The 23,741-nt window shown below is 71.2% G+C and carries 19 protein-coding genes; 7 read left to right on the top strand and 12 right to left on the bottom strand.

What is annotated here, in order from left to right; translation table 11 throughout:
- Nucleotides 1-38 precede the first annotated feature (38 nt).
- Nucleotides 39-947: an alpha/beta hydrolase family protein gene (locus ACQEUU_RS30935; RefSeq protein WP_433072624.1), complete on the top strand. Its 909-nt coding sequence runs from the start codon at nucleotides 39-41 to the stop codon at nucleotides 945-947.
- A gap of 73 nt (nucleotides 948-1,020) precedes the next feature.
- Here the strand turns inward: ACQEUU_RS30935 and ACQEUU_RS30930 are convergent, their stop codons facing one another.
- From ACQEUU_RS30930 to ACQEUU_RS30910, 5 genes are all read right to left on the bottom strand, one after another.
- Complete coding sequence (locus tag ACQEUU_RS30930; protein ID WP_433072623.1) at nucleotides 1,021-2,457, bottom strand: MFS transporter; 1,437 nt, start codon at nucleotides 2,455-2,457, stop codon at nucleotides 1,021-1,023.
- A gap of 72 nt (nucleotides 2,458-2,529) precedes the next feature.
- Nucleotides 2,530-3,018: a MarR family winged helix-turn-helix transcriptional regulator gene (locus ACQEUU_RS30925; protein WP_433072622.1), complete on the bottom strand. Its 489-nt coding sequence runs from the start codon at nucleotides 3,016-3,018 to the stop codon at nucleotides 2,530-2,532.
- Nucleotides 3,019-3,107: 89 nt separating this feature from the next.
- Nucleotides 3,108-3,848: a succinate dehydrogenase/fumarate reductase iron-sulfur subunit gene (locus ACQEUU_RS30920; protein ID WP_270158595.1), complete on the bottom strand. Its 741-nt coding sequence runs from the start codon at nucleotides 3,846-3,848 to the stop codon at nucleotides 3,108-3,110.
- Nucleotides 3,845-5,770, bottom strand: a complete 1,926-nt coding sequence (locus tag ACQEUU_RS30915) for a fumarate reductase/succinate dehydrogenase flavoprotein subunit (RefSeq protein WP_433072621.1) — start codon at nucleotides 5,768-5,770, stop codon at nucleotides 3,845-3,847. Before ACQEUU_RS30915 ends, ACQEUU_RS30920 begins: the two co-directional genes overlap by 4 nt.
- Nucleotides 5,767-6,528: a succinate dehydrogenase cytochrome b subunit gene (locus tag ACQEUU_RS30910; protein WP_433072620.1), complete on the bottom strand. Its 762-nt coding sequence runs from the start codon at nucleotides 6,526-6,528 to the stop codon at nucleotides 5,767-5,769. Before ACQEUU_RS30910 ends, ACQEUU_RS30915 begins: the two co-directional genes overlap by 4 nt.
- 129 nt (nucleotides 6,529-6,657) lie before the next feature.
- On the opposite strand from ACQEUU_RS30910, the gene ACQEUU_RS30905 reads away from it, so the two are divergent.
- From ACQEUU_RS30905 to ACQEUU_RS30880, 6 genes are all read left to right on the top strand, one after another.
- Nucleotides 6,658-7,587 carry a LysR family transcriptional regulator gene (locus ACQEUU_RS30905; protein WP_433072619.1) on the top strand — a complete coding sequence of 310 codons (930 nt, stop codon included), beginning with the start codon at nucleotides 6,658-6,660 and terminating at the stop codon, nucleotides 7,585-7,587.
- A 33-nt stretch (nucleotides 7,588-7,620) separates the two neighbouring features.
- Nucleotides 7,621-8,751 (top strand): PP2C family protein-serine/threonine phosphatase, encoded by a 1,131-nt coding sequence (locus tag ACQEUU_RS30900; protein WP_433072618.1) that lies wholly within the window; start codon nucleotides 7,621-7,623, stop codon nucleotides 8,749-8,751.
- The gene (locus ACQEUU_RS30895; protein WP_433072617.1) at nucleotides 8,748-9,896 is read left to right on the top strand and encodes a sensor histidine kinase; all 1,149 of its coding nucleotides are present in this window, start codon (nucleotides 8,748-8,750) and stop codon (nucleotides 9,894-9,896) included. The genes ACQEUU_RS30900 and ACQEUU_RS30895 overlap by 4 nt, the downstream gene beginning before the upstream one ends.
- A gap of 288 nt (nucleotides 9,897-10,184) precedes the next feature.
- A complete protein-coding gene (locus ACQEUU_RS30890) occupies nucleotides 10,185-10,973 on the top strand; it encodes a hypothetical protein (protein WP_270158601.1) in 789 nt (262 codons plus the stop codon).
- Nucleotides 10,974-10,985: 12 nt separating this feature from the next.
- On the top strand, nucleotides 10,986-12,884 hold the full coding sequence (locus tag ACQEUU_RS30885; protein ID WP_433072616.1) for a fumarate reductase/succinate dehydrogenase flavoprotein subunit: 1,899 nt from the start codon (nucleotides 10,986-10,988) through the stop codon (nucleotides 12,882-12,884).
- Nucleotides 12,881-13,633, top strand: a complete 753-nt coding sequence (locus ACQEUU_RS30880; protein ID WP_433072615.1) for a succinate dehydrogenase/fumarate reductase iron-sulfur subunit — start codon at nucleotides 12,881-12,883, stop codon at nucleotides 13,631-13,633. Before ACQEUU_RS30885 ends, ACQEUU_RS30880 begins: the two co-directional genes overlap by 4 nt.
- A 57-nt stretch (nucleotides 13,634-13,690) precedes the next feature.
- Here the strand turns inward: ACQEUU_RS30880 and ACQEUU_RS30875 are convergent, their stop codons facing one another.
- From ACQEUU_RS30875 to ACQEUU_RS30845, 7 genes are all read right to left on the bottom strand, one after another.
- Entirely contained in the window at nucleotides 13,691-14,929 is a 1,239-nt protein-coding gene (locus ACQEUU_RS30875) for a hypothetical protein (RefSeq protein WP_433072614.1), read from the bottom strand.
- Between the two features lie 74 nt (nucleotides 14,930-15,003).
- On the bottom strand, nucleotides 15,004-16,566 hold the full coding sequence (locus tag ACQEUU_RS30870; RefSeq protein ID WP_433072613.1) for a hypothetical protein: 1,563 nt from the start codon (nucleotides 16,564-16,566) through the stop codon (nucleotides 15,004-15,006).
- Nucleotides 16,567-16,630: 64 nt separating this feature from the next.
- Nucleotides 16,631-17,026: a (deoxy)nucleoside triphosphate pyrophosphohydrolase gene (locus tag ACQEUU_RS30865; RefSeq protein WP_433072612.1), complete on the bottom strand. Its 396-nt coding sequence runs from the start codon at nucleotides 17,024-17,026 to the stop codon at nucleotides 16,631-16,633.
- Entirely contained in the window at nucleotides 17,023-18,114 is a 1,092-nt protein-coding gene (locus ACQEUU_RS30860; RefSeq protein ID WP_433072611.1) for an NlpC/P60 family protein, read from the bottom strand. Before ACQEUU_RS30860 ends, ACQEUU_RS30865 begins: the two co-directional genes overlap by 4 nt.
- Complete coding sequence (locus ACQEUU_RS30855) at nucleotides 18,111-18,740, bottom strand: hypothetical protein (protein WP_433072610.1); 630 nt, start codon at nucleotides 18,738-18,740, stop codon at nucleotides 18,111-18,113. The genes ACQEUU_RS30860 and ACQEUU_RS30855 overlap by 4 nt, the downstream gene beginning before the upstream one ends.
- A gap of 3 nt (nucleotides 18,741-18,743) precedes the next feature.
- Nucleotides 18,744-21,236 carry a type IV secretion system protein gene (locus ACQEUU_RS30850; RefSeq protein WP_433072609.1) on the bottom strand — a complete coding sequence of 831 codons (2,493 nt, stop codon included), beginning with the start codon at nucleotides 21,234-21,236 and terminating at the stop codon, nucleotides 18,744-18,746.
- Nucleotides 21,233-23,710, bottom strand: a complete 2,478-nt coding sequence (locus ACQEUU_RS30845) for an ATP-binding protein (RefSeq protein WP_433072608.1) — start codon at nucleotides 23,708-23,710, stop codon at nucleotides 21,233-21,235. The genes ACQEUU_RS30850 and ACQEUU_RS30845 overlap by 4 nt, the downstream gene beginning before the upstream one ends.
- Nucleotides 23,711-23,741: the final 31 nt, after the last annotated feature.

Genomic DNA, 23,741 nt, shown 5'->3' with positions numbered 1-23,741 from the left:
GATTCACGCGATGCGGGGACGGGCCGGCCGGTCCAACAATGGCGGCGTTCGCACCCCCCACAGATGGAGTTGCCGACGTGCATCCCCGTAACGCGATCGCCAGACTCGCCGTGGCCGCCGCTCTGGCCTGCGGCGCCCTCACGCTGGCCCAGCCCGCGCAGGCCGCCGGTCCGTACGAGCGCGGCCCGAACCCGACGGACTCCCTCTTGGAGGCGAGCCGCGGTCCGTTCAGCACCTCCGAGCAGTCGGTGTCCTCCCTCGTGAGCGGGTTCGGCGGCGGCCGCGTCTACTACCCGAACGACACCAGCCAGGGCACGTTCGGCGCGATCGCCATCTCGCCCGGCTACACCGCCTCCTGGTCCACCCTGTCGTGGCTCGGCCCGCGGATCGCCTCCCACGGGTTCGTGGTCATCGGCATCGAGACGAACACCCGCTACGACCAGCCGGACAGCCGGGGCCGCCAGCTCCTGGCCGCGCTCGACTGGCTGGTGGAGGACAGCCCGTCCGCCGTGCGCGGCCGCATCGACCCCTCGCGGCTGGCGGTGGCGGGCCACTCGATGGGCGGCGGCGGCAGCCTGGAGGCCGCGGACGACCGGCCCAGCCTGCAGGCCGCCGTCCCGATCGCCCCGTGGAACCTGACCAAGAACTGGTCCGGCATCCGCGTCCCGACGATGATCATCGGTGGTGAGACCGACTCGATCGCCCCGGTCTCCTCCCACTCCCAGCCGTTCTACGAGAGCATCCCGGCCTCGTCGGAGAAGGCGTACCTGGAGCTGAACGGCGCCAGCCACTTCTTCCCGCAGACCACGAACACCACGATGGCCAAGTCCATGGTGTCCTGGCTGAAGCGGTTCGTGGACGACGACCTCCGCTATGACCCCTTCCTCTGCCCGGCCCCCCGGAGCAGCGCGATCGAGGAGTACCGCGACACCTGCCCGCACAGCTGACCCCCCGCCTCCGGCGGCCTCCCTCCCTCGCGGCGGGAGGCCGCCCGCGTGTTCACCCCCGCGGCGCTGTGCCCTACCGGCTGAGCGTCTCAGGCGAGGCCGGCTGCCGGACGGCGGGCGCGGGCGGGCGGAGCACGGTCAACGCGACCACGAGCGCCGACAGCAGCAGGCCCGCCGCGATGCCGAACGCCAGCCGGTAGCCGCCGGTGAGCGCCGCCGCGTCCGTCAGCCCTCGGGCCAGCAGGTCTCCGGTACGGGACGCCGCCATCGTGGACAGCACGGCCACGCCCAGCGCCATGCCGATCTGCTGGGTGGTGTTGAACAGGCCCGAGACGAGCCCCGCGTCGTCGGGCCTGGCCGCCGACATGCCCAGCGTGGCCAGCGCGGGCAGCACCAGCCCGCCTCCGGCGATCAGCAGCATGACCGGCAGCAGGTCGGTGACGTACGACGCCTGGACCGGCACCCGGGTGAGCCAGCCCATCGCGGCCATCAGCATGACCAGGCCGGCGACGAGCACGGCCCGCGCCCCGAACCGGGCGTTGAGCCGGGCGGACAGGAACAGCGAGACCCCGCCGATGGCGACCGCCGCCGGCAGCATCGCCAGGCCCGTCTCCAGTGCGCTGTAGCCCAGCACCTTCTGCATGTAGAGCGCGACGAGGATCTGGAAGGCGAACATCGCCGACAGGCCGAGCATCTGGGCCAGGTTGGCGCCGGAGACGTTGCGGGAGCGCAGGACGCGCAGCGGCATGAGCGGGGTGCGGGCCGCGGCCTGCCGGGCGAAGAAGCCGGCCAGCAGGGCCAGCGACAGCGCGCCCAGGCCCAGCGTGTGGCCCGCGGCCCAGCCGTACTCCTCGATCTTGACGACGGTGTAGATGCCCAGCATCAGACCGCCGGTGACCAGCGCGGCGCCCAGCGCGTCGGCGCCCGCCGCGAGCCCGGTGCCGCGGTCGGCGGGCAGCACGCGGACGGCCAGCGCGACGCTGACCAGTCCGATCGGGAGGTTGATGAAGAAGATCCAGTGCCAGGAGAGCGCGTCGGTGAGGACGCCGCCGAGCACCTGGCCGAGTGAGGCGCCGACGGCGCCGGTGAAGCTGAACACGCCGATCGCCCTGGCCCGCTCGCCCGGCTCGGTGAACAGCGTCACCAGGATGCCGAGGACCACGGCCGAGGCCATCGCGCTGCCCACGCCCTGCAGGAAGCGGGCGGCGATCAGCATGGCCGGCGTGGCGGCCAGTCCGGCGAGGAGCGAGGCGAGGGTGAAGAGCGCGTTGCCGGCCAGGAACATGGTCCTGCGGCCGATCAGGTCGCCCAGCCGCCCGGCGAGGAGCAGTAAGCCGCCGAAGGGGAGCAGGTAGGCGTTGACGGTCCAGCTCAGCGCGGCGGGCGTGAAGCCCAGGTCGTGCTGGATGGCCGGCATCGCGACGGTGACGATGCTGCCGTCGAGGATGGTCATCAGGCTCGCCGCCGACAGGACGATCAGGGCGAGTGTGCGGGATGGGGTGGGCGACATGGCCCCTCCTGTTCAGATGAGGACAGGTGGGACCCTAACAGATAGTTTTGTTATAGACGATCCTTAACGGATCTATTTCTGGGCCTGCCTGGCCCGGCGCGCGCCCGGCGCGACCTCCTCCGGGGTGGACAGATGGCCCTCGACCAGCCGCGTCATCGCCGAGAGCAGCATCTCCCGCTCCGCCTCCGGCAGGGCGGCCAGCGCGTCGCGGTGCACGCCGTCGACGATCCGCTGACTGTGCCGGGCGGCCTCGGCGCCCTTCTCGGTGACCGCGACGATGCGCGCCCGCCGGTCGGCGCTGGAGGGGCGGCGCTCCGCCAGGCCCGCCTTCTCCAGGGCGTCGACGGTGACCACCATGGTCGTCTTGTCCATGTCGCCGAGCTCGGCGAGCTGGATCTGCGTGCGCTCCTCCTCCAGGGCGTGGACGAGCACGCAGTGCATGCGCGGGGTCAGGCCGATCTCGGCCAGCGCCGCCGCCATCTTCGTACGCAGCACGTGACTGCTGTGGTCGAGCAGGTACGACAGGTCGGGCTCGGAACGGCCTGGCGCCATGGCGGTCATGCTGTCAGCCTACTCAATCGTCCCGATCCGGATTATCCGCCAAGCAAGAGAGGCCGTGCGGGGGACGCGCGGCCTCTCTCCGGACTCGGCTACTTGGCGTTGGCCTTGAGGTAGTCGCTGTTCATCCGGGCGATCGTGTCCAGCGGGATGCCCTTCGGGCAGACGGCCGTGCACTCGCCGGTGTTGGTGCAGCCGCCGAAGCCCTCGGCGTCCATCTGGTCCACCATGGCCTTGGCGCGGGTCAGGCGCTCGGGCTGGCCCTGCGGGAGCAGGCTCAGGTGGGTGATCTTCGCGGCGGTGAAGAGCGACGCCGACCCGTTGGGGCAGGCCGCGACGCACGCGCCGCAGCCGATGCAGGTGGCGGCGTCGAAGGCGGCGTCGGCGTCCTCCTTGCGGACGGGCACGCTGTGCGCGTCCGGGGCGGAGCCGGCGGGGACGGAGACGAACCCGCCCGCCTGGATGATGCGGTCGAAGGCGCTCCGGTCGACGACCAGATCCTTGATCACCGGGAACGGCGCGGCCCGCCACGGCTCGATGGTGATGGTGGCGCCGTCCTCGAAGTGGCGCATGTGGAGCTGACAGGTGGTGGTGGCCACCTGCTCGCCGTGCGCGACGCCGTTGATGACCATGCCGCACATGCCGCAGATGCCCTCACGGCAGTCGTGGTCGAAGGCGATCGGGTCGTCGCCTTCGAGGATGAGCCGCTCGTTCAGCACATCCAGCATCTCCAGGAAGGACATATCGGGCGACACATCCTCCACCCGGTACGTCACCATGCGTCCGCGGTCCTTGCGGCCGCTCTGACGCCAGACCTTCAGGGTGAGGTTCACTTGTAGCTCCGCTGGCTCATCTTGACGTACTCGTAGTCGAGCTGCTCCTTGTGCAGCACCGGCGGGCCGTCGGGCGAGTACTCCCACGCCGAGACGTGGGCGAAGTTCTCGTCGTCGCGCAGCGCCTCGCCGTCGGAGTCCTGCGACTCGGCCCGGAAGTGGCCGCCGCACGACTCGGTGCGCACCAGGGCGTCCAGGCACATGAGCTCGGCCAGGTCGAAGAAGTCGGCCACCCGGCCGGCCTTCTCCAGCACCTGGTTCAGCTCCTCCGCGGCGCCGGTGACCTTGACGTTCTCCCAGAACTCCTGGCGCAGCTCGGGGATGCGCTCCAGGGCCTTGCGCAGCGACTCCTCGGTGCGCTCCATGCCGCAGTAGTCCCACATGAGCTTGCCCAGCTCGCGGTGGAAGGAGTCGGGGGTGCGGGTGCCGTTGACCGACATCAACCGGTCGATCTTGGTACGGACCTTCAGCTCGGCCGACGCGACGGCCTCCTCGTCGACGTCCCCGAACGGCCCGTCGGCCAGGTAGTCGCCGATCGTGGTGGGCAGCACGAAGTAGCCGTCGGCCAGGCCCTGCATCAGCGCGGACGCGCCGAGCCGGTTGGCGCCGTGGTCGGAGAAGTTGGCCTCGCCGATCACGAACAGGCCGGGGATCGTCGACTGCAGGTCGTAGTCCACCCACAGGCCGCCCATCGTGTAGTGCACGGCCGGGTAGATGCGCATCGGCACCTCGTACGGGTTCTCGCCCGTGATGCGCTCGTACATCTCGAATAGGTTGCCGTACTTCTTCTCCACCGCGTCGCGGCCGAGCCGCTGGATGGCGTCGCGGAAGTCCAGGTAGACGCCCAGACCGCCGGGTCCGACGCCGCGGCCCTCGTCGCAGACGTTCTTGGCGGCGCGGGAGGCGATGTCACGCGGGACCAGGTTGCCGAAGGCGGGGTAGATCCGCTCCAGGTAGTAGTCGCGCTCGGCGTCCGGGATGTCGCCGGGGGCGCGGGTGTCGTTCTTGCGCAGCGGCACCCACACCCGGCCGTCGTTGCGCAGCGACTCCGACATGAGCGTGAGCTTCGACTGGTGGTCGCCGGAGACCGGGATGCAGGTCGGGTGGATCTGCGTGTAGCAGGGGTTGGCGAAGTACGCGCCACGCTCGTGCGCCCGCCAGATCGCGGTGGTGTTGCAGCCCTTGGCGTTCGTGGACAGGAAGAACACGTTGCCGTAGCCGCCGGTGGCGAGCACCACGGCGTCGGCGACGTGGCGCTCGATCTCGCCGGTCACCATGTCGCGCACGATGACACCGCGCGCCCGGCCCTCGGAGACGATCAGGTCGAGCATCTCGTGCCGGGTGAACATCTCCACGGTCCCGGCCGCGATCTGCCGCTCCAGCGCCTGGTACGCGCCGAGCAGGAGCTGCTGGCCCGTCTGGCCGCGGGCGTAGAAGGTCCGCGACACCTGGGCGCCGCCGAACGAGCGGGTGTCGAGCAGGCCGCCGTACTCGCGGGCGAACGGCACGCCCTGGGCCACGGCCTGGTCGATGATGTTCACCGAGACCTCGGCCAGCCGGTAGACGTTCGACTCGCGGGCGCGGAAGTCGCCGCCCTTCACCGTGTCGTAGAACAGGCGGTAGATGGAGTCGCCGTCGCCGCGGTAGTTCTTGGCGGCGTTGATGCCGCCCTGGGCGGCGATGGAGTGGGCGCGCCGGGGCGAGTCCTGGTAGCAGAACGACTTGACGTTGTAGCCGAGCTCGCCGAGGGTCGCGGCGGCGGAGCCGCCGGCCAGGCCGGTGCCGACCACGATGACGTCGAGCTTGCGCTTGTTGGCCGGGTTCACCAGGCGGGCGCCGAACTTGCGCTTCTCCCACCGCTCCTCGATGGGACCGGCCGGGGCCTTGGTGTCGCGGATCTCCGCGCCTTCGACGAAGTTCACTGGACCACTCCGAACGTGATGGCGAGCGGCGGCGCGAGGAAGCCGACGACCAGGGCGGCGGACACCAGCACCGCGACCGCGCGCAGCGCCTTGTTCCTGGCGCGGTTGGCCACGCCGAGCGTCTGGAAGGCACTCCAGACGCCGTGCCGCAGGTGCAGGCCGACCAGGGCGACGGCGACGACGTACAGGAGCGTCACGTACCACCGGGACGGGTCGAACCCGGCGATCATGCGGTCGGCCGGGGTGGAGTCGAAGCCCTTCGGGTTCATCACGCCGAAGGTCAGGTCGAGCAGGTGCCAGACCACGAAGAGGGCGATCGTGATGCCGCCGAACCGCATGATGTGCGTCGCGTACCCGTTGGCCTGCGACTTCCTCCTGGCGGCGTACTTCACCGGGCGGGCGGCGGCGGCGCGGCGGGACAGCGAGATCGCCGCCCACATGTGCAGGACCACCGAGACGACCAGGACGACCTCCAGGATGGTGAGCAGGGCCCGGTACGGGGCCATCGGCTCCAGGAGGGTGCGCAGGGCGTGCGCGTAGTCGTTGAAGGACTCGCGGCCGGCGAAGATCTTGAGGTTGCCGAGCATGTGGCTGATGAGGAAGATCACCATCACGGCGCCCGTGACGGCCATGATGACTTTCTTGCCGTTCGACGAGGTCAGGAATCCGCCGGGACGCCTGGCTCTGGGCTTCTCACCCTCTGGGGGGTTGACGGGCGCGGTCGCGGCGCCGCGTTCTATCGTGGCTGTCACGTTCATCGACGCTAGGTAACCTGCGATGATCCGTCCAAGTCATGAGAGGTCTGGTTTCGATAGCCAGCGGCTATGATGTCTGGTTTGTACGGCCGAGGCGCGTTCACCGGCCAAGCCGGTTGCGAGGAAAATCACATGCAGTTCCAGCAGTTGGCGTACTTCGTGACAGTGGCCGAGACCAGGCACTTCACCCACGCGGCCGAGCGGATGCGGGTCGCCCAGCCCTCGCTCAGCAAGCAGATCAAGGCGCTGGAGAACGAGCTGGGCGCGCCGCTGTTCTCCCGGGCGCGCGGCAACGTCACGCTCACCCCGGCCGGGGAGGCGCTGCTGCCGCTGGCCCGGCGGATGCTGGCCGACGCCGACACCGCCAGGCAGGAGGTCGCCGAGCTGGCCGGGCTGCGCCGGGGCAGGGTGCGGCTGGGCGCCACGCCCTCGCTGTGCGCTGGGCTCATGGCCGACGCGCTGGCCCGCTTCCATCACTCGTACCCCGGGATCGGCCTGCTCGTCGAGGAGGGCGGCTCCCGCGACCTGGTGCGGGCGCTGGCGCGCGGCCAGCTCGACCTGTCCCTGATCATCATGCCGCTGCAGCACGACGACCCGTCGCTGGTGACCGAGGAGATCCTGCGCGAGAACCTGGTCGTGGCCTCGCCCGCGGCCGAACGGCCGCGCAAGCCGTACCTGCGGATCGAGGAGCTGCGGGGCAGGCCGCTGGTGATGTTCCGGTCCGGCTACGACCTGCGTGACGCGACGCTGACGGCGTGCCGGCAGGCCGGGTTCGAGCCGAAGTTCGCCGTCCAGGGCGGCGAGATGGACGCGGTGCTGCGGTTCGTGGAGGCGGGGCTGGGCGTGGCCGTGGTGCCGTCGATGGCGCTGGACGGGCGGCCGGGGCTGGCCGGCACGCCGCTGGCGCCGCCGGGACTCAGCCGGACGATCGCGCTGGCGCACCGCAAGGACGTGGAGCCGACCAGGGCCGCGCAGGCGTTCCGGGCGACCCTTCTGTCCTACGTGATCGAAGCCGGTCAGGAAGGCACCCTTCCACAAGGGGTCGAACTCATCGCAGAATGAGCCCACAGGCCCTGGATCTTCGGAAGGGTGTGCGTGACGGCGACGTTGAACGAGACGCTGACCCTGCTCCTCATCGAGGACGACGCAGGAGACGCGTTCCTCGTGGAGGAGCTGCTCAAGGAGGCCGAGGCGCCGCCCAGGATCACCTGGGTGCGCACCCTCGGGGAGGCGAGGGCCAGCCTCGGCCCGAGCGTCCAGTGCGTGCTGGTCGACCTGTCGCTCCCCGACGCGAGCGGCCTGGAGGCGCTGAAGGAGGTCCTGGAACTCGCCAGCGACGCCGCGGTGCTGGTGCTGACCGGGCTGCGCGACGTCCACGTCGGCGTCGCCGCGGTCCAGGCGGGGGCCCAGGACTACCTGGTCAAACAGGACATCGACGCGCGCCTGCTGGCCAGGGCCATCCGCTACGCCATGGAGCGCAAGCGCGCCGACCTGGCCCAGCGCCGCCTGGTCGAGGCCGAGCTGACCGCCAAGGAGAACGCCCGCCTGGAGAACGGCCTGCTCCCCGTGCCACTCCTGCGCACCCGCGAGCTGCGCCACACCACCCGCTACCTGCCCGGCTCGCAGGGACAGCGGCTGGCCGGCGACTTCCTCGACACGGTGCAGACGCCCGACGGCTCGGTCCACGTGGTCGTCGGCGACGTGTGCGGCCACGGCCCCGACGAGGCCGCGCTCGGCGTGGCGCTGCGCATCGCCTGGCGCACGCTCGTCCTGGCCGGGCAGACCGGCGACCCGCTCCTGCGGACGCTCGACACGCTGCTGCGGGCCGAGCGCAGGTCCCCGGAGATCTTCACCACGCTCTGCACCGTCACGATCACGCCCGACCTGTCCCACGCCCGGATGCGGGTCGTCGGCCACCCGCCCCCGGTGGTGGTCCGCGACGATGTCGTCGGCGTGGTGACGGGCGCGCCGTCCGGACCTCCTCTCGGCATCTTCCCGGACGCCCGCTGGACCGAGCTGGACGTGCCGCTGGGCGAGCGCTGGTCGATGATGCTCTACACCGACGGGCTGATCGAGGCCACCGTCGGCGGAGGGCTGCTCGGCGTGGACGGGCTGCTCGGGCTGGTCCGCCGGCACGGCGTCATCGACGTCGACCGGCTCATCGGCGAGGTCGGGACCCTCACCGACGACCTGGCGGCCGTGGTCGTCAGCAGGGGTGAGACGTGAGCATCCATCCGCTGCCACCCGCCAGGCCGCCGACCGGCATGGGCAGGGTGCCGATCGCGCGCTGGTTCGTCTTCGCCGGCGCGGCCACCGCGGTGGCGTTCCTGGCCGGCGTGACGCTCATCATGCTGATGATCTCCCAGGTGCGCGAGCTGGGCCACGAGCCCGAACTGGCCGCGCGGGTCGACCGGCTCAACATCGCGCTCGTGGTGCTGTTCGTGGTGATCCTGGCCGCGGGCGTGGCGCTGGCGTTCATCGTGCGCTTCACCGTGCTCGACCCTATCGCCCGGCTGACCGAGCAGGTCCGCACGGTCGCGGGCGGCGACTTCGACCACCGGCTCGGCGTGGAGCGGCCCGCGGAGCTGGCCGAGCTGTCGAGCCACATCGACTCGATGCGCAGACGCATCCTGTCCGGCTGGCGCACCGCCACCGAGCAGGCCGACGAGCTGCGCCGCTCCAACGCCGAGCTGGAGCAGTTCGCGTACGTGGCCAGTCACGACCTGCAGGAGCCGCTGCGCAAGGTGGCCAGCTTCACCCAGATGCTGGAACAGCGGTACGGGGACGAGCTGGACGACCGGGCCAGGCAGTACATCCACTTCGCGGTCGACGGCGCCAAGCGCATGCAGCTGCTCATCGACGACCTGCTCGGCTTCTCCCGCGTGGGCCGGATCGGCGGAGAGAGAACGCCGATGGACAGCGACGCGGCGGTGCGGGCGGCGCTGGAGAACCTCTCATCGGCCGTCGAGGACACCGGCGCCACCGTCACCACCGGCCCGCTGCCCCAGGTCCTGGGCAGCCCTCTGCTGCTCACCCAGCTCTTCCAGAACCTGATCGAGAACGCGATCAAGTTCCGCGGCGACGAGCCGCCGCGGGTCCGGATCGAGGCGGTCGAACGCGACGGCATGTGGGAGTTCAGCTGCGCCGACAACGGCATCGGGGTCGACCCCCGGCACGCCGACCGCATCTTCCTGATCTTCCAGCGCCTGCACCCGCGCGACGTCTACCCCGGCACCGGCATCGGCCTGGCCCTCTGCCGCAAGATCGTCGACTACCACGGCGGCCGGCTCTGGCTCGACGGCGGCTCCGGCGGGCGCGGTGCCACCTTCCGCTGGACCCTGCCCGCGGCCGACGACGCCGCGTACTCATAAAGCCCCGCCTTTTGGGCAACTCATAAGAGTTGTCCGTCAAATCGATAACTTTTTCGTGACTGTGGCGCGGTTATCTCACCAGGTACAGCGCCCCTGACGGGCTACGTGACAGGAATCACAGCGTGAGCAGGAGAAAGTGAGTGACCGTCCTCACAAATCCCGATGCGCTCGTCGTAACGTATGCCACACCAACTGCGCGACCGAGCGGCATTGCCGCCGCCGAACGCGCCTACAGAACGACCCGGACCCCCAGGCGTGCGGGGTCCGCGGGAGGTGGAGAGGTCCGCGATGACCCAGACGACGCCCGAAACCCCAGCGAGAAGGCAGCGGGCCCAGGTCACGGTGCGCACCCTGCGCACCGACCGGTGGTGGCTCAGCCCGCTTGTCGTGTTCCTCGGGCTCAGCTCATTCCTGATCTACGGTGTGTGGGCGATCCTCGACACGAGCAACTTCGTCGAACCGTATATCGCCCCCTTCGCCGCACCCTGTCTGACCACGCAGGACGTCTGTGAAGGCGCGCGGCTGTTCGGGTGGGCGCCCGTCGGCGACTGGTACGCGCTGCCGCCGGGGCTGCTGATCCTCGGCCTGCCCGGCGGGTTCCGGCTGACGTGCTACTACTACCGCAAGTCCTACTACCGCTCGTTCTGGCTGTCGCCGGCGGCGTGCGCGGTGCAGGAGCCGCACGGGAAGTACACCGGTGAGACGCGTTTCCCGCTGATCATCCAGAACGTGCACCGCTACTTCTTCTACTTCGCGCTCCTGATCGGCGCCATCCTCACCTACGACGCGGTGATCGCCCTCGTGCACAAGCCGCTGGGCCTGGGCAGCTGGATCCTGATGCTCAACGCCGTGCTCATCCTCGGCTACACGCTCGGCTGCCACTCCTGCCGTCACATCACCGCGGGCCGGCTCAACCACTTCTCCCGGCACCCGCTCCGCTACCGGGCCTGGACCTTCGTCTCCAAGCTCAACGCCAAGCACCAGCAGTGGGCGTGGGCCTCGATGTTCTCCGTCATGGGCGCCGACCTCTACGTCCGCCTGGTGGCCAAGGGCATCATCGCCTTCCCGTTCGCGTAAGGATCACTTCAAGTGGATAACTCGATCAACATCGAGCGTCACGAGTACGACGTCGTCGTCATCGGCGCGGGAGGCGCCGGCCTGCGTGCCGCCATCGAGGCCCGCCAGCAGGGCAAGCGCACGGCCATCGTGTGCAAGTCGCTGTTCGGCAAGGCCCACACCGTCATGGCCGAGGGCGGTGCCGCGGCCGCCATGGGCAACGTCAACTCCGACGACAACTGGATGGTGCACTTCCGCGACACCATGCGGGGCGGCAAGTTTCTCAACAACTGGCGGATGGCCGAGCTGCACGCGAAGGAGGCGCCGGACCGGGTCTGGGAGCTGGAGGCCTGGGGAGCGCTGTTCGACCGCACCAAGGACGGCAAGATCAGCCAGCGCAACTTCGGCGGCCACGAGTACCCCCGCCTGGCCCACGTCGGCGACCGCACCGGCCTGGAGATGATCCGCACGCTCCAGCAGCGGGTGGTGGCGCTCCAGCAGGAGGACTACGAGCAGCACGGCGACTACGAGGCCTACATCAAGGTCTTCCAGGAATGCACGGTGACGCGCCTGCTCAAGGACGGCGACCGGATCTCCGGGGCGTTCGGCTACTGGCGCGAGACCGGCAGCTTCGTGCTCTTCGACGCTCCCGCCATCGTGCTGGCCACCGGCGGCATCGGCAAGTCGTACGTCGTCACCTCGAACTCCTGGGAGTACACCGGTGACGGGCACGCGCTGGCCCTGCTGGCCGGGGCGAGCCTCATCAACATGGAGTTCATCCAGTTCCACCCCACCGGGATGGTCTGGCCGCCGTCGGTGCGCGGCATCCTCGTCACCGAGTCGGTGCGCGGCGACGGCGGCGTGCTGCGCAACTCCGAGGGCGAGCGCTTCATGTTCAAGTACATCCCCGAGGTGTTCAAGGACAAGTACGCCACCACCGAGGAGGAGGCCGACCGCTGGTACACCGACCAGGCCAACAACCGCCGGCCTCCGGAGCTGCTGCCCCGTGACGAGGTCGCCAGGGCCATCAACGCCGAGGTGAAGGCCGGTCGCGGATCACCCCAGGGCGGCGTCTACCTGGACGTCTCCACCCGCCTGCCGGCGGAGGAGATCAAGCGGCGGCTGCCGTCGATGCACCACCAGTTCAAGGAGCTGGCCGACGTCGACATCACCGCCGAGCCCATGCAGGTGGGCCCGACCTGCCACTACATCATGGGCGGCGTCGAGGTCGACGCCGACACCGGCGGCGCCTCCGTACCGGGGCTGTTCGCGGCCGGCGAGGTGTCCGGCGGCATGCACGGCTCCAACCGGCTCGGCGGCAACTCGCTGTCGGACCTGCTGGTCTTCGGCCGGCGCGCCGGCGCCGGCGCCGCGGCCTACGTGGACGCGCTCGCCGCGCGGCCCAAGGTCGACCAGGCGCAGGTCGACTCCGCCCGCGCCGAGGCCATGGCGCCGCTCGAACGCTCCGGCGAGAACCCGTACGAGCTCCACCACGAGCTCCAGCGGACCATGAACGAGCTGGTCGGCATCATCCGCAAGGCGGAGGAGGTCTCCGAGGCGCTACAGGTGGTGGAGAAACTCAAGGAGCGCGTGCGGCTCGTCGGCGCCGGCGGCTCGCGCATCTACAACCCGGGCTGGCACCTCGCGCTCGACCTGCGCAACATGATCCTCGTGTCGGAGTGCGTGGCCAAGGCCGCGCTGCTGCGTGAGGAGAGCCGAGGCGGCCACACCCGCGACGACCACCCCGGCATGCGGCCGGAGTGGCGGCGCAAGCTGCTGGTCTGCTCCACCGAGGACGGCGGGTCCATCGTGGTCGAGGAGAAGGAGCAGCCCGCGATGCGGGACGACCTGATCAGCCTGTTCGACCGCGACGAGCTCAGCAAGTACCTCACCGACGAAGAGATGGACGAGTTCGACAGGATCGCGAAATGAGCTACAAGGCGAAGTTCAAAGTCTGGCGCGGTGAGGGCGGCGAGGGCAAGCTCGAAGACTTCACCGTCGAGGTGAACGAGGGCGAGGTCGTCCTCGACATCATCCACCGCCTCCAGGCCACCCAGGCCCCCGACCTGGCCGTGCGCTGGAACTGCAAGGCCGGCAAGTGCGGCTCCTGCTCCATGGAGATCAACGGCAAGCCGCGGCTGGGCTGCATGACCCGCATGTCGACCTTCGCCGAGGACGAGACGATCACGGTCACCCCGATGCGGACCTTCCCCGTCATCAAGGACCTGGTCACCGACGTCTCGTACAACTACCAGAAGGCCAGGGAGGTGCCGTCCTTCACGCCCCCGGAGGACGTGCGGCCCGGCGAGTACCGGATGCAGCAGGTCGATGTCGAGCGGTCTCAGGAGTTCCGCAAGTGCATCGAGTGCTTCATGTGCAACAACGTCTGCCACGTGATCCGCGACCACGAGGAGAACAAGCCGGCCTTCTCCGGGCCGCGGTTCCTCATGCGGATCGCCGAGCTCGACATGCACCCGTACGACGTCGCCGAGCGCAAGGAGTCGGCCCAGGAGGACCACGGGCTCGGCTACTGCAACATCACCAAGTGCTGCACCGAGGTCTGCCCCGAGCACATCAAGATCACGGACAACGCGCTGATCCCGATGAAGGAGCGCGTGGTGGACCGCAAGTACGACCCGCTGGTGTGGCTGGGCAACAAGATCCTCAGGCGCGCCAAGTAGGACCGCGAAAGCGCGGCGGGACGATGTCCCGCCGCGCTTTCGCGTGTCCGGAGCACCTCAGCGGAAGGGACGCCACCGGTCGTCGTCGTCGGGGCCGTCGCCGGCCTCGGGGAAGCGCTGCTCGACCGTCCGGTCCTGCGGAGGCTGCCGCAGCGACCCGCCCCACGGCTCGGAGTCGCCGGGCTCGGCGGCCGAGGCCGGGCCGAGCGGCCGGTCCGGGGCGTCCTCGTACGGGCCCGCGCCGCCCGGCGGGATGTCGGAAGGCGGCGGCTCCGGCGGCACCAGCGGCTCGAACGGCGCCCTGAACTCCTGCCGCTCCTGCTCGGGCGGCTCATGGCTGTAGGAGTCGAACTGGTCGGGAGGGAGCACGACCGGCTCCTGCGCGGGCGGCGGCTCGGCCACCGGGCCGTGGGCGACGTGGGTCGCGTTCGGGTCGTGGTAGACGGCGCCGTACTGCACCTGGCCGGTCGGGAACGTCTGGACGGGCACGAAGCTGATGATCGGCGCGTAGGCGGTGCCGCCCGGGTAACCGGGGGCCGCGACGCCGGCGGTGGCGTAACCGGGCCCCGCCGGGTAACCCTCGGCCGGGCCCGGGTGGTGCGGGAACGCGCCCAGAGAGGCGCCGGCCTGCGGACCCGCCTTGCGCACGGCCGCGGCGTGGGCCATCCGGCGCAGCCGGCCTTCGAAGATCAGCACCGCGAACAGCGCCAGCAGCACCATGATCAACGCCGGGATGCTGAGCCGCTGGGTGAGGCTGCGCTGATCGTACTCAGGCGCCGCGTTGCGCACCTCCCACTGCACCGCCTCGCTCTCCACCGAGGCCGGATCGGTGGTGATCGGCGGCGTCGGCGTCTCGGTCCCGGCCACGGTGGGCATCTGGACCGACTCCTCCGGCGTCGTCGCCGCGACCTCCGGCACCTCCTGCGGGCTCTGCGTCGGCACCTGCTGCGGCGGCGGAGCGGCGGACTGGCTGGTCTCCGGCGTGTCGGGGACGGCGGCCGACCTGGTCCTCGACGGCTTGGGAGCCTGCGTCTTCTTGGTCGGCTTGGCCGTGACCGTCCGGGTGATCGTGGTCTCGGGCTGCTCCGGCGTCGGAGTCGGGGTCGGCAGCGTGGTGGTGATCGTGATCGTGGTCTCCGGCTGCGTCGGGCACTGCCCGGCGTCGCAGGGCTCCACCGGATCCAGCGCCGTGGCCGACGCCATCGCGCTCGCTCCGACGAACGGGAGGACCCCGACGCCGGTCAAGGCGAGAGCGAGCACCATGGCGGAGACGGCCGTCGCTCGTGTGCGTGCCACCTGTGCCCTCCGCGCGATCTCGAATCCACGGTCAAGGGAATACTAGTCGGGTCAAAGAAACAGTAAAGACGGATCTACAATACCTTTCTCCGCGCCCGCCGGGTCTGCGCGTACGCGACCCCCCAGAGCGCCGCGCACAACACCCCGATCGCCGCGGCCGCGTACGGCAGGCCAGCGACTCCGGACAGCGGATCGGCCCTCTTCTCGGCCCGCACTCTCACCTGTGCGCCCTCGACCTCCCTCGGCAGCGGCGCGCCCTGCGCGACCTGGGGCGGCGGCACGACCTCGGGCAGCCTCACCTCCCCGAACCGGTGCGCCTGGCCCATCCCCTCGCGGACGGGCTCATCCGGTAGATACTCCAGCGCCCGCTCCTCCCACGTGTCCCGCGCCCCCGCGTCGCCCTTCCCCTGAGCCCTGCCATGAGTGCTGCCATCAGCCCCACGCCGGCCACCCCCTTCATCTCCACGCCGTCCGCTCTTGTCACCTTCACCCCATCCGGACCACCCGGAACCGCGCTTCCCGAACCCATCGGACTCGCGCCTGCCGGACTCACCGGGATCACGCCCGGCCGACCCGGCGAACTCACGCCCGGCAGACCCAGCGGATTCGCGCTCGGCCGACCCGGCGGATTCGCGCTGGGCTGACCCGGCGAACTCGTCCCAGCCGGACCCCTCCGGCTCGTCCCCACCGGCTCCCCCGGACTCACGCTGCCCGCCGCGGTCGCCCCGGCCGCTCCCCTGCTCCCCGCCGCCGGTTCCGCCGGGCTCGGACCGGCCGCTCCCCCGCTCATCCCATCCCGTCGCGGCGGACCGGTCCCGGGGCTGATCGGCATGGCCGGGGGCGCGTTCCGCCCTCTCCTGAGCGCGTGCCTCGGCCCGATCAGGAGACGCCTCCGCTGCGGAGCCGGCGTCCCAGGCGTCGTCGCGCCGGCCCTCGTACTCGGGGCCCGAGGAGCCCGGTCCCGAGGAGCCGGGTTCCGAGGAGCCGGGTTCCGAGGAGTCGGGTTCCGAGGAGTCGGGTTCCGAGGAGCCGGGTTCCGAGGAGCCGGGTTCCGAGGAGCCGGGTTCCGAGGAGCCGGGGACGGCGGGGCCGCGCGTCCGGACGGCGTCGGGGTCGGCGATGACCGGGGTGGCGGCGCTGCGGGTGATGGTCGTCAGGCCGCCGTCCGCCTCGCGGAGCCGGGCGACCGCCGCCACCCGCACCTCCTCGGCGCCCGGCGGAACGGACAGCACCACCCGCACGGACCGCTCCGACGAGACGTCCCCCAGCCGGCACGTCCCCGACCCCGGCACGGACACCCCTTCCGGAGCCTCCAGCGCCCGGGACGCCAGCGCCCGGGCGGTGATCTCGGCGCCCCCCAGGTCGGGCGTGTCGGACGAACGCGCCGAAAAATCCGGGGCACAGGACAGCTCAGTCAACGAGTGCACCGGCGTGGCCGCCACCGCCAGCCGGGCGTCCCCGGCCATGCCGCTCAGCCGCACCTCGTACCGGAGCACGTCGCCCGTCCTCATCCACCTGAGCATCCCGGCAGGATCGTCCACCCGTTCCAGCACCATGGCCACGCCCGCCGCGGCCACCGGCACGGCCGGCGCCGCCACCAGGGCCAGGACCCCGGCCACCACCCAGGCACGGTTCATCGTGCCGCCTCCCCCGATGCGACAAATAACACCCAGTAATCGTTATGTCACTGTGAGCGATGGCTCAATCCTGTACGAGCAGTTTCTCGACCGCTTCCATAAGGGGCAGGTCCGCCTTCAGCCACGCCACGTCGTAGTACTCCCCCGGCGCGAGCCATCGCAACGCGAGATGCTCGCGGGCCTGCGGGGTTCCCGACAGCAGGCCGGCCAGCCAGGCGCGCATCACGTACCCATCGGTGCTCAGCGGCCAGTCACCGCCCACCCGCGCGCCGACCTCGATCTCGACGCCGAGCTCCTCCCTGCACTCGCGCACCAGGGCCTCGATCTCGCTCTCACCGGGATCGACCTTCCCGCCGGGGAACTCCCAGCCGCCCCTCAGCGCGGGCGGCTCGGCCCGCTGCGCGGCCAGCACCCGCTTACCCGGACCGATGATCACCGCGGCCACCACGAGCACCGTCATAGGGCGGGAACCCCCGCCTTGGCGAGCTGGTCCAGGACGGCGGGGTTCTGCAACGGCCGGGTGAATCCCACGATCTTGTCGCGCCCCTCGTAGCTGGTCACCTTGATCGGCCCGCACAGGCGGCAGCGGGCCTCCACCATCTTGCCCTTCGACACGACCAGCCCGACGTGCCCCGGCCGGTCCGGCGCCGTCCCCGGCCCCGAGTCGAAGAACACCAGGTCGCCCGGCTGCTCCGCACCCTGCTCGATCTTCACCCCGAACGGCCACTGGCCGAACGTGGTGCGCGGGATCGACAGCCCCGCGTGCCGGTACGCGGCGTAGATGATGCCCGAGCAGTCGAACGCGTCCGGGCCGGTGCCGCCCCAGAGGTACGGCTTGCCGCGCTGGTCCAGCGCGTAGCTCAGGATCTCGGCCACCACGGTGCTGGGCGCGGCCTCGACCAGCGGCTCGTCGCACGCGTCGTCCGCCTCCGGCGGCAGCTCGACCTCGCCGGACTCGGCGTACTTGCGGGCGATCTCCTCGACCTGGTCGACGTACCACCAGGCGCGGTTGTAGACGAACAGCGCCCGCCGCACGTCCTCCGGCGCCCCGTTGCGCTTGAGCATCTTGGCCGCGCCGAGGATCGCGTCGGCGGGGTTGTAGACGTCGCCGACGCCGTCACCGTCTCCGTCGGAGGCATACCCGTTGAACTGCGACGACATCGGGATCCTGGCCTTGCCTCCCCAGGTGCTGATCAGGAACTGCATCGGCCCGGCCGCGCCGGCGTAGTTGGTGCCGCTCTTCACGCCGGGCAGGTCGGACCGGCCGTGGTCGGTCTCGCGCTTGCCCACGGCGGCCAGGATCGTCCACTGGACGCCGACCTTCTCCCCGTGCTCCCGGTACAGCTCCAGATACTCGCCCGGGATGTCGGCGCCGGCCGAGTCGGACGCCCGCTGGGCGCGGGTGCCGTCTTCGGTGCAGTCGGGCAGTTCGCCGCCGGAGCCGATGAACGAGGGGATCGAGGTCATCAGCATCGGCGAGATGACGGCCAGTATCAGCAGGAGCGCCCCGGCGACGACGGCCGCGACGACGGCTCGGGACCGGTTCACCCCTGGGTGTCCCCCTCCTGGCCGTCGCTCGCCGGCTGGAGGTCGAACACGCGCCAGTCGGAGCCGAGCTGGCTGACCGTGACCGCGTAGTCCTCCGACAGCCGGCGGGTGCCGCCCGTGGTGCTGATCTGCTGGGTTCCGGTGATCACGAACACGATGGACGCCTTCTCGATCTGCCTGATTTCCCGGAGTTTCGCCGCCGCCGTGGACACCACCTGGTCGGTGCGGTTCTGCTCCACGGTGCCGGGCGAGGTGAGGGTGCGGGTGAGCACGGTGCCCAGGTCGGCCGTGGTGTAGCGGCGCACCCGGGCCGCGTACGCGGCCGGATCCTCGTCGTGGCGGAACGTGGCGTACTCGGCCGTGAACCGCTCGGCCAGGTCGGCGGCGGCGGCCAGTTGCTCCTTCGACATGGGCAGGTAGGAGTAGACGTCGAACGGCGCGTCGCTGGCGGTCGCCAGCGGCGTGGCCGGGACGACGGGCGAGGTGGTGGTACGGGGTGCGGTCCGCTGCCGCTCGGCCGTGGGTTCGCCGGAGTCCGGCCACATGGTCAGGTAGAGGCCGACGGCGGCGAGCACCACCACGATGGCGGCGAAGACCAGCCCTCGCCTGTCACCCGGCTGCGCCACGGCCTAGTCCTTGTCGGGGTTGCTGGGGTTGAGCCAGAAGGGCACCTCGGGCTCGTTCCTGCGCGAGCTGCTGCCCCAGAGCGGCGGCGGCTCGGAGCCGCGCCGGTCGGAGTCGGAGCGGTCGAAGAACCCGCCCCCGGAGCCGCCGAAGACCCGGCCGTCGGGGTTGCGGCCGAAGATGCCGCCGGAGGAGGACCGGTCGGGGCCGCTGTCGCTCCACCGGGAACGCCCGGAACGCGACCCGCCGCCGAACAGCGACCCGCCACCGGACCCGCCTGACCCGCCGGACCGCGACCGGCCGGAACCGCCCGAGCCGCCCGAACCCGAACCCCCGGACCGGGACCCGCCGGACCCGCCGAACAACGACCCACCGGACCGCGACCGCCCCGACCCGGAACCGCCGCCGGACCCGGACCCGCCCGACCCGCCGAAGCGCGAGCGCGTGCCGCCCGGGGAGGTGGCGCCGCCGCGCGGCGCCCAGCCACCGCTGGGCCGCCCGCCGAACCAGCCACCGGAACCGCCCGAGCCACCGGAACCACGGGAACCGCCCGAGCCGCCGGAACCGCCGGAGCCCAGAGCTCCGCTGATCCCGCCCCCGGAAGACCCGCCCGCACCACCGGACACCCGCGGACCGCCCGCCCCAGCACCGCCGGACACCCGGGGACCGCCCGCCGCCGACCCACGCGGGCCGCCGGCCGTCCGCGGGCCGCCCGCGCCGCCACCCGACCGTACGGGGCCGCGCCCGGCGGGACCGCCCCGGCCGTTGGCCCCGCCCAGGTTGAGCGGTGGCGCGTCGCCCTTGCGCGCCTCGGGCACCCGCCTGCCGACGCCCCTGGCGCCCTGCTGCTCCTTGTCCAGCGGCGCGGGCACGCGCACGCCAGAAGCGCCCTCGCCCTCCTCGCCCCTGGCCCGGCCCTGGGCGACCCCGGACGCGGCCGCGCCCGCCACTCCGCCGGACGCCGCGGCCGTGATGAGCGGCTCGGCCTTGCGCACGCCCCAGCGTCCGATCCGCGCCGACGCCACCGGCGGCAGCACGTTCGCCGAACGTTCCAGCGTCCGCGAGCTGGCCGCCTCGCCGAGCATCCGGGTGGCCAGGGTGTGGCCGTTGATCGAGGAGAACAGGTGCTGGAACGGTCTGCGGTAGAAGAACACCGCGATCGTCAGCAACGCCATGAACAGGATCTGCAGCCCCCACGGCATCGCCGTCGAGATGATGAGCGCGTACCCGTACACGAGCACCCCGAGCACGAGCGCCAGCACGGCCTGCCGCAGCAGCGTGCCGATGAGCATCTCCACCCAGCGCATGGCGATGATCCGCCCGCTGCCCGGATGCACGCCGATGAGCAGGAACACCGGCCCGAGTATCAGCAGCAGCAGGAAGCCGACCTTCAGCACCAGCAGCGACACCGCCACCAGGAAGATGAGCACCCCCGCCACCATGGCGGCGATGAGCGCCCCGATGGCCACGCCGAGCCGGCTGGTCCAGTCCCGGCCGGAGAAGATGAAGTAGCGCGAGTCGTTCCTGAGCTTGTCGGCGACCTCGGCGTACTTGGCCTGGTGGGCGCCCACGTCGGGGGCGGGGTTCTCGACGGTCGCGACCGGGATCGACTGGGTCTCCAGCATGACCCGGCCGAAGTCGCGGACGATCGGCTGGTTGGGGTCGGCGGTGCCGAACATGCCCATCAGCCACGGCTTGCAGACCAGTGTGGACCAGAGCGCGTCGGCGTTCTGGTCGACGCCGGGGGTGCCGTTCTGCCCGTAGCCGCCGGCCCGTACCTCGGGGTTGGTCTGGCCGGGCGGCGGCAGGCAGGACGTGCCGCCCGCGCCGGGCAGCCCGGAGAAGGCGGAGTTGACCACTTCGCCGGTCTTGTCCGTGACGACCTTGCCCAGCCCGGTGAAGTCCTGCGGCCGGCTGAGGAACCAGGTGGCGACCGTGACCGCGAGCACCATCCAGATCACGCCTTCGGCGGTGGTGGTGGCCCGCTTACGGATCAGCCCGTACCAGGCGAGCCAGATCGCGCCGAGGATGACGACCGGCTGGAGGTAGGGCCAGTACATCGCCTGCGAGAGGTTCGTGACGATGTCGTCGACCACGTCCTTGATCGCCTGGAGCGGTCCTTCGGTGGCCGCCGCCTGGTACGTGGTGATCGTCATTCGGTCGATGGCCTTGGCCCAGAGGAAGATCGTGTTGGCCCAGGAGTTGCCGAGCACCGCGGCGATGTCCGAACAGCCCAGCTCGTGCGTGTGCCAGAACTGGCCGGCCATGCCGAACTGGCCGTAGTTGGTGGGGGCCGCCGGCGGGCCGCCCTCGCGGGCCGGCGGCTGGATCATGCCGTCGACGCCGCTGCCGATCACCTCGGGGGCGAGCTCACCCGACAGGTCGCAGGGCGCGGCGGCGGCCGGCGACGTGGCGCCGACCACGACGGGCACCACGACGAAGCCGAGCAGCACCGTCACCACGGCGAGCGCCCATCGCTTGGGTAGCCGGATCTTCATGACCGCACCTCCTGCGCCCTGCCCACGCCCTCCTGAAGATCATCATGCCCGTTGGAGTCGGGTTTGTCGTGCGTCGGGTTCGTGTCGAGCCAACGGAGCAGTTCCTCCGAGATGAGGTCCACCCCGATGCGGCCGGCCCTGCCGTCCAGATCGCGGAACACGCACTCCCCGTTGCCCAGCGACCGGAGCACCGCCTTGTGCTCCTCCAGCGGCTCCACCCCGAGCAGTGCCATCACGTGGTCGACCTCCACCCGTTCGGTCGACCGGAAGGCGAACACGGACGACAGGCAGTTCGTCACCTGCTCGTTGAGCAGGTCGCCGGCGTTCTGGGAGACGAGCACCAGCGCCGTGTTGCGGGAGCGGCCCATCCGGCTGACCTCGGGCACCAGCTTGGCGCCCTCCGGCGTGGAGGTGATCGCCCACGCCTCGTCCAGGAAGATGGCCTTGGGCGCGCGCCGGTCCAGCCCGTTCATCAGCCGCCGCGCGAACTGGGACACCAGATAGAGCAGCGCCACCGACAGCCGCTGCTCGTAGGAGTAGTCGTCCCTGCCCGTGGTCACGTCCGGCAGGGTCAGCCCGCCGAGCGTGAACACGGTCGTCCACCCCTCGGTGTCGATCTGGTCGCCGCCCGACGGGTCGAAGCAGAGCCTGGCCAGGTGCATCTCGGACATCGAACGCAGCACCGCGCCGAGGTTCCTCGACGCGGCGTCCTCGGCCCGCTCCAGATAGGCGACGACCTTGCCGAGCGACGGGTCCGGCTGGTTGGACACCGCCGCCACCGCCTGGATCATGGCCGACTCGCGCTCCTCCGACATGCGGGGCAGGAGCAGCCGGAGCGTCTCGGTGGCCATGGTCTTCTTGGCCGCGATGTCGTCGCCGAACGAGAACGGGTCCAGCAGGCCCGGCGCCGCCGACCCGAGCGGGATGACGCGCGCCCTGCGCCCCCGCTTCTCCAGCAGCCGCACCAGCGACTCGGCGTCGCCCTTCGGGTCGATCACCGCCACCGTGACGCCGCGCAGCGCCATCTGGTAGATCATCAGCAGCGCGAGCGTGGTCTTGCCGCCACCAGGCTCGCCGGTGATCGCGATCGCCGTGGGCCGGTTGCGGCTGGCGGCCAGCAGCGGGTCGAAGTGGACGATGCTGCGGGCCCGGCCGACGGTCTCGCCGATGTACGGGCCCAGCCAGCCCTCGCCGCCGTGCTCCAGCCGGTCGCCGAGATCCACCGTCGCGGTCGCCATGCCGCCCGCGATGGTCCGCAGCGGCTGCCGCTGGGCATAGGCGTTGATCTTGACCCGCTCACCCGGCAGCGACTCGCAGAACAGCGAGAACTGGTCGCCCGTCGAGTTCACCACGTCGATGCCCATGTCGCGGTAGTGCTCCACGACCGCCTCCACCCGCTGCACGCAGATGTCCTCGGTCGGGGCCGACACGATCAGCCGGTGCCACCCGTACACGAACGGCAGCCGCTCCTTGGTGATGCCGTGCTCCAGCATCCGGGCCGCGTCGATCTGCTCCGCCAGCGCCAGCGGCGCCTCCGCGCCGGCCTCGCGGATGTGGATGTCCATGTCACGGGCGTGCGCCAGCTTGCGCGCCACGTCGCGGGACGCCTTAACCGGCGGGATCAGCCGCATCCGGGACGAGATCTCCACCGGGAACGGCAACTGGTCGGCGAAGTGCAGCCACGGCTCCCCGTCAGGGAACGGCATGAGGTCGGGGAACCGGGCGAACGACAGATGAGCCACGTACGAGTCACCCTGCGGCTGCACGATGCGCAGCAGCGACCGGCCGTTGTGGACCTCCCCCTCGACCAGCGCCTCGATCTCGCCCTTGCCCCAGCGCCGCTTCGGGCTGGCCGACGGCGGCCCGTCGGCCAGCCCGCCCGCCGCCGCGTGCTGGAACAACCACGCCACCTCCGTGGAGGTGGCGTGCCTGGCGTAGAGCGCGCTCGACGCCAGCGCCCGGCCGAGCCGCTCGGCCTGCTCGGTCCAGCGCGTGATCTCGCCGTCCTTGACGTGGTCGTCCTCCAGCCCCAGCGCCTTCTCCGTACGCTGGTAGAACCCGAGCAACTGGGCCAGCGCGCCCGCGCCGAGCTGCTTGCCCCGGGCCCCGAGCCTGACCCCGAGATAGACCTCCTTGGTCCAGAAGTCCTTGGCCCAGACGTGGCGGTACATCTCCTCCAGGTAGTCGCGCCAGCCCGGCCCCTCGTCGGACGTGCCGTTGAGCGCCATCGCCCACTCCGCCGCCGGATAGGCCCGGTGCGCCACCCGCAGGTGCACCTCGGCGTCGGGCATCCTGATCGCGGCCAGCGCGATCGTGATGTTGGTGGCCAGCGCCTCGCGCTCCTCCGGCGTGACGAACTCGTAACTGACCGTCGGAAGCCGGAAGTACGCCCACGCGCAGGTGTCCGTGAGCAGGATGCGGTCGTCGAAGAACCGGACGGCCAGGCGCTGGCGCGCACGGGACGCCCTGCTCATGCCGCCCCCTCAGCGCATGAGCGGGTCAGAC

It is taken from the genome of Nonomuraea sp. CA-218870, assembly GCF_050936535.1.
GTDB classification, from domain to species: domain Bacteria; phylum Actinomycetota; class Actinomycetes; order Streptosporangiales; family Streptosporangiaceae; genus Nonomuraea; species Nonomuraea corallina.
The sequence above is the reverse complement of the archived record's forward strand: the minus strand, read 5'-3'. Positions and strand labels throughout refer to the sequence as shown.

What these genes read in the sequence shown, in the direction of transcription:
- ACQEUU_RS30935 (WP_433072624.1), top strand. Translation starts at nt 39, where the DNA reads ATGGCGGCGTTCGCACCCCCCACAGATGGAGTTGCCGACGTGCATCCC.
- ACQEUU_RS30930 (WP_433072623.1), bottom strand. Translation starts at nt 2,457, where the DNA reads ATGTCGCCCACCCCATCCCGCACACTCGCCCTGATCGTCCTGTCGGCG.
- ACQEUU_RS30925 (WP_433072622.1), bottom strand. Translation starts at nt 3,018, where the DNA reads ATGACCGCCATGGCGCCAGGCCGTTCCGAGCCCGACCTGTCGTACCTG.
- ACQEUU_RS30910 (WP_433072620.1), bottom strand. Translation starts at nt 6,528, where the DNA reads ATGAACGTGACAGCCACGATAGAACGCGGCGCCGCGACCGCGCCCGTC.
- ACQEUU_RS30905 (WP_433072619.1), top strand. Translation starts at nt 6,658, where the DNA reads ATGCAGTTCCAGCAGTTGGCGTACTTCGTGACAGTGGCCGAGACCAGG.
- ACQEUU_RS30890 (WP_270158601.1), top strand. Translation starts at nt 10,185, where the DNA reads ATGACCCAGACGACGCCCGAAACCCCAGCGAGAAGGCAGCGGGCCCAG.
- ACQEUU_RS30880 (WP_433072615.1), top strand. Translation starts at nt 12,881, where the DNA reads ATGAGCTACAAGGCGAAGTTCAAAGTCTGGCGCGGTGAGGGCGGCGAG.
- ACQEUU_RS30870 (WP_433072613.1), bottom strand. Translation starts at nt 16,566, where the DNA reads ATGAACCGTGCCTGGGTGGTGGCCGGGGTCCTGGCCCTGGTGGCGGCG.
- ACQEUU_RS30865 (WP_433072612.1), bottom strand. Translation starts at nt 17,026, where the DNA reads ATGACGGTGCTCGTGGTGGCCGCGGTGATCATCGGTCCGGGTAAGCGG.
- ACQEUU_RS30850 (WP_433072609.1), bottom strand. Translation starts at nt 21,236, where the DNA reads ATGAAGATCCGGCTACCCAAGCGATGGGCGCTCGCCGTGGTGACGGTG.
- ACQEUU_RS30845 (WP_433072608.1), bottom strand. Translation starts at nt 23,710, where the DNA reads ATGAGCAGGGCGTCCCGTGCGCGCCAGCGCCTGGCCGTCCGGTTCTTC.